This window comes from Bacteroidota bacterium (assembly GCA_018816945.1).
Taxonomy (GTDB): Bacteria; Bacteroidota; Bacteroidia; order Bacteroidales.
Genome location: JAHIVC010000015.1, coordinates 26,083 through 41,220, shown reverse-complemented (window position 1 = coordinate 41,220; position 15,138 = coordinate 26,083). Strand labels below are relative to the sequence as shown.

12 protein-coding genes are annotated in these 15,138 nt (G+C 36.8%); 3 read left to right on the top strand and 9 right to left on the bottom strand.

What is annotated here, in order from left to right; translation table 11 throughout:
* Window positions 1-83: 83 nt before the first annotated feature.
* Together KKG99_02640 and KKG99_02635 are read right to left on the bottom strand one after the other, a co-directional pair.
* On the bottom strand, window positions 84-443 hold the full coding sequence (locus tag KKG99_02640; protein MBU1011878.1) for a cupin: 360 nt from the start codon (window positions 441-443) through the stop codon (window positions 84-86).
* A 1-nt stretch (window position 444) separates the two neighbouring features.
* Window positions 445-2,055 (bottom strand): AbgT family transporter, encoded by a 1,611-nt coding sequence (locus KKG99_02635; protein ID MBU1011877.1) that lies wholly within the window; start codon window positions 2,053-2,055, stop codon window positions 445-447.
* Window positions 2,056-2,179: 124 nt separating this feature from the next.
* Between KKG99_02635 and KKG99_02630 the strand changes: the two genes are divergently transcribed.
* Together KKG99_02630 and KKG99_02625 are read left to right on the top strand one after the other, a co-directional pair.
* Entirely contained in the window at window positions 2,180-2,419 is a 240-nt protein-coding gene (locus tag KKG99_02630; protein MBU1011876.1) for a zinc ribbon domain-containing protein, read from the top strand.
* A 113-nt stretch (window positions 2,420-2,532) separates the two neighbouring features.
* On the top strand, window positions 2,533-3,501 hold the full coding sequence (locus tag KKG99_02625) for a DUF4097 domain-containing protein (GenBank protein ID MBU1011875.1): 969 nt from the start codon (window positions 2,533-2,535) through the stop codon (window positions 3,499-3,501).
* Window positions 3,502-3,711: 210 nt separating this feature from the next.
* On the opposite strand, the gene KKG99_02620 is transcribed toward KKG99_02625, so the two are convergent.
* From KKG99_02620 to KKG99_02610, 3 genes are all read right to left on the bottom strand, one after another.
* Window positions 3,712-6,363 carry a hypothetical protein gene (locus KKG99_02620; protein ID MBU1011874.1) on the bottom strand — a complete coding sequence of 884 codons (2,652 nt, stop codon included), beginning with the start codon at window positions 6,361-6,363 and terminating at the stop codon, window positions 3,712-3,714.
* Window positions 6,364-6,790: 427 nt separating this feature from the next.
* Complete coding sequence (locus KKG99_02615; protein MBU1011873.1) at window positions 6,791-8,392, bottom strand: C69 family dipeptidase; 1,602 nt, start codon at window positions 8,390-8,392, stop codon at window positions 6,791-6,793.
* A gap of 15 nt (window positions 8,393-8,407) precedes the next feature.
* Window positions 8,408-8,857, bottom strand: coding sequence for a GNAT family N-acetyltransferase (locus tag KKG99_02610; GenBank protein MBU1011872.1), 450 nt, complete (start codon window positions 8,855-8,857; stop codon window positions 8,408-8,410).
* A 98-nt stretch (window positions 8,858-8,955) separates the two neighbouring features.
* Here KKG99_02610 and KKG99_02605 point away from each other — a divergent pair, with 98 nt between their 5' ends.
* A complete protein-coding gene (locus KKG99_02605) occupies window positions 8,956-10,857 on the top strand; it encodes an amidophosphoribosyltransferase (GenBank protein ID MBU1011871.1) in 1,902 nt (633 codons plus the stop codon).
* Between the two features lie 85 nt (window positions 10,858-10,942).
* Here the strand turns inward: KKG99_02605 and KKG99_02600 are convergent, their stop codons facing one another.
* The 4 genes from KKG99_02600 to KKG99_02585 form a co-directional block, all read right to left on the bottom strand.
* A complete protein-coding gene (locus KKG99_02600; protein ID MBU1011870.1) occupies window positions 10,943-11,347 on the bottom strand; it encodes an HIT family protein in 405 nt (134 codons plus the stop codon).
* A gap of 17 nt (window positions 11,348-11,364) precedes the next feature.
* Complete coding sequence (gene greA, locus KKG99_02595; GenBank protein MBU1011869.1) at window positions 11,365-11,838, bottom strand: transcription elongation factor GreA; 474 nt, start codon at window positions 11,836-11,838, stop codon at window positions 11,365-11,367.
* Between the two features lie 200 nt (window positions 11,839-12,038).
* Window positions 12,039-12,518, bottom strand: a complete 480-nt coding sequence (locus tag KKG99_02590) for a hypothetical protein (protein ID MBU1011868.1) — start codon at window positions 12,516-12,518, stop codon at window positions 12,039-12,041.
* A gap of 120 nt (window positions 12,519-12,638) precedes the next feature.
* Window positions 12,639-15,137: a bifunctional UDP-N-acetylmuramoyl-tripeptide:D-alanyl-D-alanine ligase/alanine racemase gene (locus tag KKG99_02585; protein ID MBU1011867.1), complete on the bottom strand. Its 2,499-nt coding sequence runs from the start codon at window positions 15,135-15,137 to the stop codon at window positions 12,639-12,641.
* Between the last annotated feature and the right edge of the window lies 1 nt (window position 15,138).

The following is a 15,138-nucleotide window of genomic DNA, read 5'->3' as shown; positions in this document are numbered from 1 at the left end:
AATTTAGAAATTAAGATTTAGGCACAGGTATAGTTTTGCAAACATTCTACGAAAACATAGAATTGAAATACAAAACAGCAGATTTACTTATCCCTATGCACGGTGTCCGGGGAGAAAGCAGGCAAACAAACTGCAATGTATTCAGCTCCTTCGGTGGGTGTTGAATACTGTACCCACTCTCCTTTTTCAATAATGATGGCCGATCCGGCCTTTACCTCGTAATTTTTGGTTTTAGTTTTAACATTGAGAATCCCTTTTAAAACCACGGTGTATTCGTCAAACTCGGGAGTTTGTCCGGGCTCAACCCATCCTTGTGGGCTTTGCATTCGGGCAATACTTAAATCCTTAGTGTTGGAATTTACCCTGCCGATAAACTCCTGAATGATTTTTGGTTTGTTGCCTGCGGCTTCAATAATTGTTGGAGCCTTGATAAGTTTTGCCATATTAAAATCCGTTTAAATCCATCGTTACTGTAGGTATCAAAAGCAGTAGTCCTAATACTATTAGAATAATCATCAGAGGAGTAACCCATTTCACCCATTTCTCATACGGGATTTTAGCTACTCCTAAAACGCCAATTAAAATTCCGGAGGTTGGGGTAATCATATTGGTAAATCCATCACCAAACTGGTAGGCCATGATGGTGGCCTGTCGGGAAACGCCGATCAGGTCAGAAAATGGAGCCATGATAGGCATGGTTAAAGCAGCCTTTGCTGATCCTGAAGGAATAAATATATTAATTAAATTCTGAATCCCATACATGACGCTAATAGATCCAAACTTACCCAGGTTATTCATGGATTCGGCAACCGAATACAACATGGAATCAATGATCTTCCCATTTTGTAGGATGATGATAATACCTCCTGCTAAGCCAACAACAAAAGCCGCAGATAAAATATCACTAGATCCATCGATAAATAGTTTTACGATTTTGTTCGGGTTGTAATTCATGGCGATTCCACTGGCCAATCCCATCACCAAAAACAAAGTCGAAATTTCCATGATATACCATTGGTAGCCCATTACTCCAATAATAAGATAGAAAATAGTGAAGATCAATAAATGCAGGACAAAAAGCTGGGCCGACTTTCGTAAAGACATCACTCCGCCTAAAGCGAATAAAACAGTTAGAATTGGAATGATTGGCCAATTCAGGCTTGAATCTGCCCCTCCAACACTTAATACCGTCCAGGTATGGGAGAAGCTATAAATTGTCATCACCACTAAAATTCCGATAAAGGTGATCCAGGCTGCTATTGAAGCACGGCTGCTTGCCTCACCGATACCTTCGGCTGCCCTGTCCCTCCACATTTGGTCCTCTTCATAAACCAAAGATTTTTTTGGATTTTTTTTGATTTTAGCTGCATAAGTTAAGATAAATCCTATTCCAACAAAATTGATGACAATCCAACAAAAGAATCGATATTCTAATCCTGAGAATAAAGGTACATCAGACAAACCCTGTGCAATTCCAATGGTAAATGGATTTAGCATGGCACCTGCAAATCCCAATCCTGCCGCAACAAAACAAAGGCACACACCCACAATAGAATCATAGCCCATGCTAATTGCCAAGGGAACGAAAATAATCACAAAGGCGATAGTTTCTTCACTCATCCCAAAAACTGCCCCCAATGTACTAAACATGAGCATAATCATGGTTAATACTATATTATTTACACCAATGGCTTTTATCAGTTTTACATTTTCCAGTTTCTTGGTAAACTCCAAAAAAGACAAGATCGCAATATCAATGGCTTTACTGGCATTCATAATCCAGAAGGATCCACCTATAAGCAGTATAAGTGCGATAATATCAGCTTTATCGACAAACCCATCAAAGATGGATGAAAAGATTTGCCAGGTTTGGGGTTCACTATCGATGTAATGAAATGATCCGGGAACGATCACCGTTTTGCTTGAACCATCCGGTAAAATTTTCTTTTCTCTTTGAAACTCACCGCCCGGAACAAACCAGGTACAAATTGCAGCGATAACGATGATATAAAAAACGATTACGTAGGTGTGCGGAATTCTTTTCTTTTTGAGCATGGTTATTTTTTTAGGTATGCTAAAATAATGAAAAATGATTAATGGTCAATGATTAGTTAAATGTAGATTAATTCTATTTTTGTGAACATTATTCATTAATCATTCAAAAATAATCATTAAAAAAATGTTTGTAATTTTCGGATTTGGCGATAAACATAAAAAGCAATATCAGTTAACAAAAACGGAGCATTGCTATCACTGCAATAATAACTCCCGTTGGTTCATCACCAAAACCACCGATCATTTCTCATTGTTCTTCCTCCCGGTTTTTCCATATAAAACAAAATATTTTTATCATTGTTCAATCTGTAATCATGGTAAGGAAATTTCTGAAGAGCAGTTCGAACAATTAAAAAACGAATAAAAATATTTCCACTTCCGTTTTTATTAAATTTCAGAAAACTAAATATTGATCAGCTTTGGGTGTAACATTTTAGGCCCAAGGGCGTCAAATGATTGTACAAAAAACATATTGATATGAAAAAATTAGTGATTCTAAGTCTATCCTTATTATTATCAGTTACATCAATGATTGCCCAAAACTTTAATTACTCTTTTAAAGAAGTATTTAAGGTAAATGGCGAAACACAGCTAAAACTGGTAACCAGTGATGGATTTATACATTTAACCCCTTACGATGGAAATACGGTTGAGGTCTATTTTATTGTGAAGAAAAACAATCATTTTATCAGAATTGATCGCACTGAACTGGAAAGAGAACTGGATTTAATTGTGGATCAAAGTGGCAATAGAATTGAAATTCGTGTTCGGCATCGCAATCAAAATTGGCGGGATTGGCGAAACCGTCTGGATGTTTCATTCGAAGTATTTGCACCAATAAACACTTTAGGTGATTTACAAACTTCAGATGGAAGCATTGATATTGGTGGTTTTATCGGCGATCAAATTTGCAAGACAAGTGATGGAAATATTGAGGTTTATAATATCGACGGCTCCGTATATGCACATACTTCCGATGGGAATATCAAAGCACGTAAAATTAATGGAGAAACAGATCTCAGCACGAGTGATGGTGATATTACAGCAGTTAGCATTACAGGAAATACATTTTGTAAGACAAGTGATGGTGATATTTACATAGAGAATGTAGAAGGAAGAACCCAGGTTGGAACTTCAGACGGATCGATTGAATTTCATGAATTAAGTGGCTCTTTAAAAGGAAGTACTTCTGATGGAAGCATCAAAGGAGAATTGATCCATTTAAAAGGAGAACTTAAATTAAGCACCAGCGATGGGAACATTGATGTGGTTATACCTGATAATCTTGGGATGGATATTTATCTGAGAGGCGAAAATATTTACACCGAATTTTCAGACTTTTCAGGAAGCAGAGGCAAACATAAAATTGAAGGGCGAGTTAAAGGAGGCGGGATTCCTGTTAGCCTAACTACTTCGGATGGAAGGGTTTCTTTGAAATACAGATAAAAAAGAATCTGATACTATAATTAATATACGAGGGGCTGTCCAAAAAGTCTTTTTAATCAGTCAGATTGAGCTTCCGCCAAAGGCGGATAAATGTCGAAATCTTGATTCTATTGATAACCAAACATCTCAACTTGTTTCGACGATGCTCAACGGACGTCTCGATGTAACTATTTTGAGTAACTCTGTACTTTTTGGATAGCCCCTTGAATGTTACAATTTTGGAAGCAACAAAGAGTTAAACAATAACTTAAAAGCTCCCTGAGTTGAAGCTCTGAATTGAGGATTAAAACCAAACAAAACAAATTGCCCTTTTCCTTTTCCCAACCAAATCAAAGCACTTTTATTTGCCAATAATTCTTCCTTTTCAATGTATCCACTCATAAAAATTCCTTTTTCAGGAAAAGTCCCGATAACTCTTCTATCAGTATCGAAACTTGGAACCGAAGTTTGAAAAACCGGATAACCTCTGAAAAATACCCCTAATTCGGAAGGCATTCCATAAGTTAAGGGATGATCTTGCAGCAAATTTACTTTTACAAGTGAACCGGGGCAATAAAGCCCAGCGTTTTTAAGATCTGCCCCAATTTCCCTAAATGGAAGACGGAAATCCTCTTTTCCTTCTTTGCCTTTATCGATGGATAAAGTTCCATTAAATAATTCTATCGAAGCCTCCCATGATACGATAATACCTCCTGCATCAACAAATTTCATCAACTGATTCAATCCATCTTTCTCCATCCCTTTGGCATATTCTGGCGGATAACTGGACGGTGAATAACTGCCACCAACTGAAGCATATTTACCGGTCATTAAAATAGATTTATTGTTGTTTGGAAAAACAATCACATCAAAATTTTCACTCAGTTTGGCTTTATCAAGTTCATGAGGTTTTAAAACCGAATAATTTACTTTATAAGTATCGAAAACATAGCGGGTCCATCCTGCATCCATATCGTGCATATATGTTTCAATTAAGGCAACTCTTGGATTTTTCAAGATTCTTGCTTTCACATTAGGAATTTCATCCAATAGGGCAGGTTTAACATTTAATCGGTTATATAATTTTACATAGGTGTCGTCTTTTATCGAATTTGAGTGAATCAGGAAACTTCCTTTAGGATATGTTATTCCTTCAAATACATAATTTTCTTCCAGACGTTCAATCTTTGCATTGTTATTTAAAGCAGTAAATGCCATTTTATAACTTTCGTTGCTATTGGCACTAAACAATAAGGCTTTGAAATCCTTAACCTCAACTTTTAAACGTGCATGTTCTTCCGCGAGCAATTCAATTTTATCCATTAAATCAATGAATGAGTTAATTTCATTGGATTGAACTCCGCGATGCAAGGGCAATGACCATGATGTTATATCATAAGGTTCGATGATTTCACCACCCGGGGTATAATGTCGTAATGGAAATTCCTGTGCTTCCAGAACTTCTTTAATGAAGGCACGGAAAGGCTGCGCCAATGGGACCACAAGATCTCCTGCAATATAATTGGTTCCTTCAATGGTCATATTTTTTTTTAATTTATAAACATTCACACCATGCTCATTTAATAGATGTGCCAGATTAACCAGCTCACTGTAATCATGTTGTTTTTGGGGTAAGATATAGTAATAAGGTGCTTCGGTTTTCCCTTTATTTACTTCTGTAATTGCCATGTCATTTCTGAATTCCAGAATTTCTTTTCGATAAGTTGATGCTGTTCTCAAGATAGATTTAGTGGATGATATTTCGTAATCAACAAGATCTCCAAGTCTCCACCATCCACCTGGCCAGGGTTCGGGCATGTTAATGCTTTTTTTGTATTCCGATAAACCTTTCCCTCCTACTGATAGTTCGTTGGGTTCGATAAAAATTGGCGTTGCGGTTTTCGCACTGGCACCTTCAGTTAATAAACCAATCACATTTTTCCACAGGGCAGTTTCGGTAGATCCAGGCCAATACATGTCGAAAATGGTATGTTGGCCAACCCCTTTAAGTCCATCCTTTGTCATGTCTTTTATCAGATTAGAGCCAAACAAACCTACCCAATTCCAGATGCCGGCATCTATATTTTCAGCGATCGGATCGTGCGGCGGAGCGACAAAATACCTAATACCGGTAGAGCCCATTTGGTGCTTTTCGACCAGCACCTGAGGATACCATGTTAAATTGTAAATGGCAGCAATGGCAGCATTATCCGATTGCGAAAGGGTGATAAAATCACGATTATTATCATGACCCACATATTTATGATATACTCCCGGCATTGAACTACCTTCATATTTGGTGCCTTTGTATTTTAGATAGTTTTCGACGATCATATCCATCCCATCAGGATTATGATTTGGAACCATCATGTAAACCGCGTCATCCAACCATTTCAAAACACCTTCTTCTTTACTGGTGATTAATTCATAAGCTATGAGTGGAGATGCTTGGGCCGGACCAACTTCACCTGAGTGCATTGAAAGTGTTCCCAATACGAAAACCTTTCCATTTTTAATCAATTGGGCTCGTTCATTTATTGATAAATCAGCATTCAATGCCAATTTTTTATTAATTTCTTTAAGTTCATCCAACTTTGCAATATTTTCTGCGGAAGAAAGAAAAGCAATATACATTGGTTTTCCCATGGGTGATTTTCCAATGTCAACCAATTTGATTTTATCAGATTGCTCATCAATTTTTTGAAGATAAGAGATTAGTTGTTCATAGGTGAAGAGCATTCTATCTGCTCCGGGTTTAAATCCAAAATAATCTTCCGGATTTGTAATTTTAGAATTTGATTGAGAATAAAGATTTCCACTGAATGCGAAACTCATTATTAATGCGACAACTAACATGCCGACAAGTCTGGTAACATTTTTCATTTTATTTGGTTTTTGAAAATATCTGGTTTGTCAGATACAATAATAATGAAATTAAAGATGCCTAAATCTGAATGAGGTGAATAGTTTTGTTGTAGGAACGGAAATATAGAGGAAGTTCTTAATTGTTTAGATATTTAAACTGTTTATTTATATCAATGAACAGGATGTAAACAAAATTATAAACCACACGATAGTTTACATCCAATGACGGATAAAAATTGATAAGCTAAATACTTCTAGTTCCGCTTAATTTGGCTGGCTGTCGAGAACATTGGAGTCCAGGTCACCTCTTAAAAAGATCGAGATGCCTGCCAAATTATAGTTTTCCAAACATTTTATGTCTGTTCGAGCGCTTGTACTGAGCCAGCCGAAGTATGTCGAGAACAGAATCAGATCAATTCCCACCCGAATAGATGAGCCTCAATGATTAAAATAATTCGTCGTATTTAGTCCAAAGAAAATCCCCAAGATCCCATGCTTTACTTACTACTTTTTCACCATGAAGCATGGTATAATCCGTTAAGAATTTATCAAGAGATCTTGGATCTTTTTTATAGATTTTAACCGCCTCCTGCTCGAAGCTTTGCTGTTTGTCAAAAAGTTCTTTTTGCATGGGTTTCCAAACGGCATCCACATCATGACGCATATCGCCCCAGCGCTGAGAAGCAAGTGTACCTAAGCGATTAAATGCCCACCAGGCACTTTTCATCGTATAACCATTCGGCCTACCCGGAGTTTTATATGATTCGGGCAAATCATTTACTCCGCTATATACCGGAATGTAAATGGAAGTTGCCACATTATCCTGAGCCAGCCATACCACGCCTCCAATATGGTTAGGCAACCAATCACGACATTGAATGATGGTTGCATACATGGTGTACCAACGAGCAATATTCCGTTCGCCTCTCCAGCCCCAGCCACCGTTGATTCTGAACAATTTGTTTTCATCATAAGGCATTTGAGGATTTGCTAATGGAGACTTAACCATATTCCCCTTATCATCAGCAACCTGTAAATCTCTGGTCATGTCAAAAGGCGTTCCTTCATAGGTATCCTGAAAAATAGTAACCAATTTTTCTAAAGTTACCAATTCATCAGGTTTAACTGAAAATGGATAATTTTCGGCATTCGGATCCAATTTTAAAGATGGCGCCAATAAATCAAAAACCCTCCATTCCCTTCTTCTTGAAGCCATGGAAGTTCTGCTTTCCGGAGCATAGGCATAACAAAACCTGAAAGTTTCTTTTTCTGGGTTCCACCAACCATTTGCTTTGGCTACCTCAAAAATATTTTCGGAGGCCATGAAATAATCAGGCTGATTTAAATCAATTTCTTTTATAGTTGAAGCATTTACGTTTACCGAGACATGATCATCTGGCACTCGTTGGGCAACCCAAACTGCTCCTGTTTTTCCCTTACCCGGTCCAACAATTTCGAAATGCCAGACTTCTTTGGTGTCAGCAATGGTCAATGCTTCGCCCGCATCATTCCAACCATATTTTTTAGTCAACTCATCAGCCATTTTTATGGCATCGCGAGCAGTGGTGCATCTTTCAAGCATTAACTGGCATAATCGCTGACAATCAATCAGTCCATTATCAGAAATCAATTCTTCGCGTCCACCAAAAGTAGACTCACCCATTGCGAGCTGTTCGGTATTCATGCAAGGATAAGCAGTATTAATAAACCCATATGTTTCTGAAACCTGTGGGATAGATCCTATTTCTTTATGCTCATAGGTTGGCATTTTAAAATTATCATTGGCCAATCTTTTAAACATAGGTGTAGTGCTTCCTTTCTTATGCTTTTGAGCAGGGATGATATTCATCCATGATCGGGTTCTGTGACTATCGTCAGTATGTGAAGTAATTACCGATCCATCGATGGTGGCTTTTTTCCCAACCGTAATCGAGGTACATCCATCAGGTGTATTTCCTTCCCAATCGCTTTTATCAACTTGTGCATAAATTGAACCCGACAGAAATATCATTGCTGCCAATCCAAATATTGATTTTGTAAATTTCATATAGATTTGATTTTATTATTTCATCCATTCATAAGTATCGTAATGATCACCCGTCATTCCAATTGCCTGATATACTTTCTGAGCTCTTTCGTTTCCGCTATCAACGTACAAACGCATGCCTTTCATCGAATCGTCATTAATTACTCTTTGTTTTATATGCAGGTACATCTCTTTAAAGATTCCAAGTTTGCGGAATTCGGGTTTCACATAAACCGATTGAAACCAAATAATCGTTCCATTTCGCCAATCGCTCCATTCGAATGTGTTTAACATTGAGCCTACAACCTCGCCATTATATTCAGCAACATAGTATTTACCTTTACCAGGGTCATCAAAAACAGCACTCACTCCATTTTGCAATACTTCCAATTCCAGTTCCATTCCTTCCGATTCCATCGCCATGATCAACTGAAAGTCAACAATAAATGGAATATCTGTTTTATTTGCTTCACGAATCTTAATCATAATCTCATTTTAAAAGAGCATAAAAATAAAACTTATTCACGAAGGGCAAAAGCATTTTAATAAATGATTATTTTTGTAGTTCATTAAAATTTGCAATTATGAGTGATGCTATAAAGCATGAATGTGGAATCGCCTTTGTTCGTTTATTGAAACCATTGGAGTTTTATCTGGAAAAATACGGGACCGCTTTCTATGGTTTTAACAAGCTTTATTTGCTGATGCAGAAGCAACACAACCGTGGCCAGGATGGTGCAGGTATTGCAAATATTAAATTTGACATGCCTCCCGGGCATAAATACATCAATCGGATACGCTCAAATTCACCAACTGCACTTAAGGAGATTTTCGGACAGGTCTATGATCAAATGGAACTGATTAAAAAAAGTCATCCTGCACGATTAAACGATATAGGCTGGCTTAAACATAACGTACCTTTCATTAGCGAATTATATATTGGCCACTTACGCTATGGTACCTTTGGTGGAAATACTCCCTCATCACTTCACCCATTCATCAGAAGGAATAACTGGAAAACCCGCAATTTAGCCATTGCCGGGAATTTCAATTTAACCAATATGGATCAATTATTTGCAGAGTTGATCGCCTATGGCCAATCGCCTGTCGAAACTTCCGATACGGTTACCATTTTGGAAAAAATAGGTCATTTTATTGATGAGGAAAATGACAAACTTTATCGGAAATTTAAAAATGACGGACATCTTCAAAAAGACATTTCTGAATTAATTGCCAAAGACCTTGATGTATTAAATGTCTTAGGCCGTGCTTCGCGCGATTGGGATGGGGGTTTTGTAATAACCGGAATGATCGGCCATGGCGATGCTTTTGTAATGCGCGATCCTTCAGGCATCAGACCTGCATTCTTTTATCATGATGATGAAATTGTTATCGCTGCTTCTGAGCGTCCCGTAATTCAAACCGCGTTCAATTTGCAAACCGACCAGATTAAAGAATTACAACCAGGGCATGCACTTATTGTTAAAAAAGATGGCACAACCGGAACTCATCCTTATACTGAGGCTTTGCCTAAAAAAGCTTGTTCGTTCGAACGAATTTATTTTTCAAGGGGTACAGATGAAGATATTTATAAAGAACGAAAAAAACTTGGAAGCTTGCTCACACCAGCTATTTTAAAGGCTGTTGACTACAAACTTGATAAAACGGTTTTTTCCTATATCCCAAATACGGCTTCTGTGGCTTTCAGGGGATTAATGGAGGAAATGGACAATTTCTGCGACGGTATCAAAACTGAAAAGATCCTTCAACTTGGCAAAGATGCGACTCCGGAAAAGCTCAAGGAAATATTTAAGTTAAAACCACAAATTGAAAAAGTAGCCGTAAAAGATTTAAAGCTCAGGACTTTTATCACACAGGATACCCAGCGCGATGATCTGGTAGCGCACGTTTATGATGTGACTTATGGAACGGTGACTAAAGATACTGATAACCTGGTTGTAATTGATGATTCGATTGTTAGGGGAACCACCCTTAAACAAAGTATCCTTCGTATTCTTGACCGATTAAATCCAAAAAAGATCATTGTTGCTTCTTCGGCCCCACAAATTCGTTATCCTGATTGTTATGGCATTGATATGGCGAAACTCAATGATTTTATTGCTTTCAGGGCCGTGATTGAATTATTGGGCGACACCAGGCAAAATCACATCATCAATGAAGTTTATAATAAATGTAAGGCTCAGGATAAGCTCCCAAAGGAACAGGTGGTAAATTATGTTAAAAATATTTACAAACCATTTACAGCCGAACAAATCTCCGAAAAAATAGCTCAAATGCTTACCCATAAAGACTTAAAAGCTAAAGTTCAGGTGATTTATCAAACCATTGAAGATTTGCATGAAGCCATCCCAAATCATTTGGGAGATTGGTATTTTACCGGAAACTACCCGACTCCCGGAGGAAATCGTGTTGTGAACCGATCATTCATTAATTATATTGAAGGACGTAACGAAAGGGCTTATTAAGAAATGATGCCAAGTCTCGACTACATTTCGACAAGCTCAATGCAAGTCTCGACAGAACCTCTTTTTAGTTTCTTTAAAAATTGAATTAATGTTTTGCTGAAAAAGCTGCTAAAATCTTTTTCGCAATTTCAATCATTTGTTCGGGACTGAGTTTTACCTTTTCACTATTAAAATTAATTTCATTACCCTCAATTAATGGGATAAGGTGAATATGGGCATGTGGTACATCCAAACCATAAACAACAACACCTATCCTTTTCGAAGGGATAACCTCTGAAATGGCTTTTGATACTTTTTTGGAGAAAATGTGCAAAGCTCCTAAATACTGATCGTCCAAATCAAAAATATAATCAATTTCTTGCTTCGGAACCACAAGGGTATGACCTTTTGATAAAGGATTAATATCAAGGAAGGCATAAAAATGCTCATCTTCGGCCACTTTATATGAAGGGATTTCACCCTTAATAATTTTGGTAAAAATGGATGCCATAATTTTATATTTTATAATTATCTCGAGATTTCAAGAATTTCAAAAATAATACTGCCTGCAGGAACTGAAATTTGAGCTTGCTCACCTACACTTTTCCCCAACAAACCTTTAGCAATCGGTGAGGTAACGGAGAGTTTGCCACTTTTTAAATCTGCCTCCTTCTCAGGTACAAGTACATAAGACATTTCTGCATTATTTTGCAAATTTCTAAGCCTTACTCTCGATAGGATCAACACTTTTGAATTATCAAGTTTTGATTCGTCAATAATGCGGACATTACTGATCATCTCCTGCAATTTGGAAATTTTTAATTCCAGCATGCCTTGGGCATTTTTTGCAGCATCATATTCCGCATTTTCAGATAAATCGCCCTTGTCCCTTGCTTCCGCAATTTGTTTGGATATTAATGGACGTTCGATCACCATTAGTTGCTCCAACTCATTCTTTAATTTTTGCAACCCTTCCTCTGTATAATACCTAATGTCTGACATAATTTCATTTTTTGTAAGCAGATAAAAAAGACCCTAAACTAAGGTCTTTCTATATAAATAATAAAATTGATGGCATAAATTAACAATACAATTTATGCGCCTTGGCCAACTAAGCCTTGTGTGTCCTCAAAATTTTTGTAAAAACAATAAATCATTGAACTCTTTTTATACTGTAATGATTATTTTTCAATTATGCTACCTTAAATCTTAATATAAGGAGGATTAAGAATCTCAGAATAAATGACTGCTTTTCTCACATCAAATTCACCTCTATCGTTTAATAAATCACCTATCAGATTATTCATCATATCGTCTTCCTCGTGGTATTCAGTTTCGTTTCTTATAACTTGGTTTGGACCTACTTCCTGCTTTGTCCTAAAAGCTGAAACACCTTCGGCTTCAGATTTGTTGAACGAATATTTCTCCACTTCTTCTACAACATCAAGTTCCGAAAATTGACTATCTAAATAATCCTCTTTGCTTTCTTCGACCTCGAAAAGACTCTCAAAATTAAACTTCTCATTTAAAATGGATTCGAATTTACTTTCAGTTTTAGAATAAACCTCATCTGATCTAACTTCGGACTTAGACTCCTGTTTACGTTTCTGCTTTTGGCCTTGGTTATAAATCGAATAAGCTACCCAAGCCACACCAACCAGAACATATATAAAGTCTTCCATTTTAATTCATTAATAGAATACAAAATTACTTAAATTTTTAGTAATTAAATCCAAAACAGCATTAAAGTTATGATTTATTCCGGTAAATGCAACTATTTCGATTAAATATGCAGTTCCCATTTATTCCTGAAAATAAATCCGCTTAACTCTGCGCGAAATCCCGGTCAAAATTTCATAGGGGATGGTTTTGATACTTTCTGCCATTTCCCAAATCGGATAATTCTCGCCAAAAATAATCACTTCATCACCTTCAATAGCTGTAATGTCAGAAATATCGATCATGCACATATCCATGCAAATGTTGCCAATAATGGGAGCAAACTTATCGTTCAACCATAACTTTCCAACCCCATTACCTAAGCTCATGCTTAATCCATCGGCATACCCTACAGGTATAATTGCGATGATCATTTCCTTTTTTGCTTTGCCGGAACGATTATACCCTACAGTTTCGTTAACTTTTATTCGTTTGATTTGTGAAATGGTAGATTTTAAGGTACTCACATTTTCAAGTTCTGCTTGTTCTAACTTATCGGTTGAAATACCATAAAGTCCAATCCCTAATCGTACCATGTCGAATTGGGCATCCGGAAAACGGCTAATTCCGGCTGAGTTAAGAATATGGCAAAGTACCGGATGATCATCGGCATGTGAAATAATCTCCTTGCTCATTTTTTGAAAACGGGAGATTTGCAGTTGCGTAAAATCGTCGAATGCCTTATCCTGACTGCCTGCCAAATGGGAAAAAACGGATTGAAGGTAAATTGATTTATTTTGTTTTAATCGCTCCAACAATTGCGCTATATCATGCTCTTCAAAACCCAAACGATGCATTCCTGTGTCAAGTTTAATATGGATTTTAACTGGTTTATTCGCAGGGATAATATTTTCTCTGATCGATTTTTCGAGCAAACTAAGAATTCGGAAGCTATATATTTCGGGTTCTAAATTGTACTTAATGATGCTGTCAAAACTTTGCCAATCCGGATTCATAACCATGATGGGAGTATTGATTCCGGCTTTACGTAATTCTACGCCTTCATCCGAATAAGCAACCGTCAAATAATCAACATGGTGAAATTGCAAGGCATTGGCTATTTCGAAACTTCCACTACCATAGGAAAAAGCTTTAACCATTGCCATGATTTTAGTCGCCGGATTTTTTAATTTGTTTCGATAAAAATTCAGATTGTTGATGAGTGAATTTAAATTGATTTCCAAAACGGTTTCATGCGCTTTTTGTTGCAAGGCCCTACTAATCTGTTCAAATTCGAAAAACCGGGCCCCTTTTAGCAATATTGTTTCATGGTTGAACGAAGTAAATGGAAATTTATTTAAGAAATCTTCCGTACTTGAAAAGAAATATTTCTCCATTTTAAATCGATCCCTACTATTACTAATGGCATCTCCGATTCCAATTAGTTTTTGAATTCCTTTGCTCTCCAATAATTCCGAGATATAACCATATAAATCCAATTCACTTCGTCCACTTTGAAGCAGATCAGACAGAATTACCGTTCTTTTGGTATGTTGTTTTTGTTGTTTCAGAAAATCCAACGCGATACTTAACGAATTAATATCTGAATTATAACTATCGTTAATGATTGAACAATTGTTAATACCTTCCTTCATCTCCAACCGCATTGCAATTGGAGAAAGCTGTAGCATCCGTTCTGAGATTACGGATTGGTTGTATCCCATGTAAAGCATGACTGCCCAGCAATGAACTGCATTTTCAATGGATGCATCATCGATAAATGGAATCTGTATCTGAATGTCTTTGTCATTGAATTTTCCTGAAATAACTGTAATATTATTTTGTTTTATAACAGAAAGATTATGCAAATCAGCCTCTCCCTTATAACTCCAGGTGAAGGATTTAATCCTGTTCAGGATTTCAGATCGTATAATTACTCCCTGAATTTCTGAATGATCAACACAATAAATTAAAACATCAACCTTTGTAAATAGCTTAAGTTTTTCCCCGGCCTTTTGCTGAAGATTGATGAAGTTTTCATCATGAGCATGACCCACATTTGTAAACAATCCAATATTCGGCTCAATAATTTTACGAAGCTTTTCCATTTCCTCAGTCTCGGAAATTCCGGCTTCAAAAATCGCCAACTCATGCTCATCATTCATTTGCCAAACAGACAATGGCACTCCAATTTGAGAATTATAACTTTTTGGGCTTCTGATAATATTTTTATCTGTTCGCAATAATTGATAAAGCCATTCTTTAATAATTGTCTTCCCATTACTTCCTGTAATGCCAATCACCGGAATATCAAACCTTTTACGATGGAATGCTGTTAAAAACTGCAAAGCATCAAGGGTATTCTTTACCCTTATAAAATTGGCTTCCTTAAATGATTTGATATCATCAGGTAATTTTGTGACCATGAAATGACGAATGCCCTTATCGTAAAGCTCCTTAATATAAAGATGCCCATTGTTCCTTTTACTACTGAGTGCTATGAACATACAACGCACAGGAGATATCAGTCTTCTGCTATCAATCAGAATATCTCTGACAATAGAATCTTTTTCTGTTCCGGGATAAAAATCCCCTTGAACGATCTTTACGATCTCCTTTATTTGATAATCTGAATTTGGCATG

Bases quoted from the DNA above. Each gene is read 5' to 3' on its own strand.
- KKG99_02610 (MBU1011872.1), bottom strand. From the start codon at position 8,857: ATGATTAAGATTCGTGAAGCAAATAAAACAGATATTCCATTTATTGTT.
- KKG99_02615 (MBU1011873.1), bottom strand. From the start codon at position 8,392: ATGAAATTTACAAAATCAATATTTGGATTGGCAGCAATGATATTTCTG.
- greA (MBU1011869.1), bottom strand. From the start codon at position 11,838: ATGTCAGACATTAGGTATTATACAGAGGAAGGGTTGCAAAAATTAAAG.
- KKG99_02635 (MBU1011877.1), bottom strand. From the start codon at position 2,055: ATGCTCAAAAAGAAAAGAATTCCGCACACCTACGTAATCGTTTTTTAT.
- KKG99_02600 (MBU1011870.1), bottom strand. From the start codon at position 11,347: ATGGCATCCATTTTTACCAAAATTATTAAGGGTGAAATCCCTTCATAT.
- KKG99_02620 (MBU1011874.1), bottom strand. From the start codon at position 6,363: ATGAAAAATGTTACCAGACTTGTCGGCATGTTAGTTGTCGCATTAATA.
- KKG99_02590 (MBU1011868.1), bottom strand. From the start codon at position 12,518: ATGGAAGACTTTATATATGTTCTGGTTGGTGTGGCTTGGGTAGCTTAT.
- KKG99_02585 (MBU1011867.1), bottom strand. From the start codon at position 15,137: ATGCCAAATTCAGATTATCAAATAAAGGAGATCGTAAAGATCGTTCAA.
- KKG99_02605 (MBU1011871.1), top strand. From the start codon at position 8,956: ATGAGTGATGCTATAAAGCATGAATGTGGAATCGCCTTTGTTCGTTTA.
- KKG99_02625 (MBU1011875.1), top strand. From the start codon at position 2,533: ATGAAAAAATTAGTGATTCTAAGTCTATCCTTATTATTATCAGTTACA.
- KKG99_02630 (MBU1011876.1), top strand. From the start codon at position 2,180: ATGTTTGTAATTTTCGGATTTGGCGATAAACATAAAAAGCAATATCAG.
- KKG99_02640 (MBU1011878.1), bottom strand. From the start codon at position 443: ATGGCAAAACTTATCAAGGCTCCAACAATTATTGAAGCCGCAGGCAAC.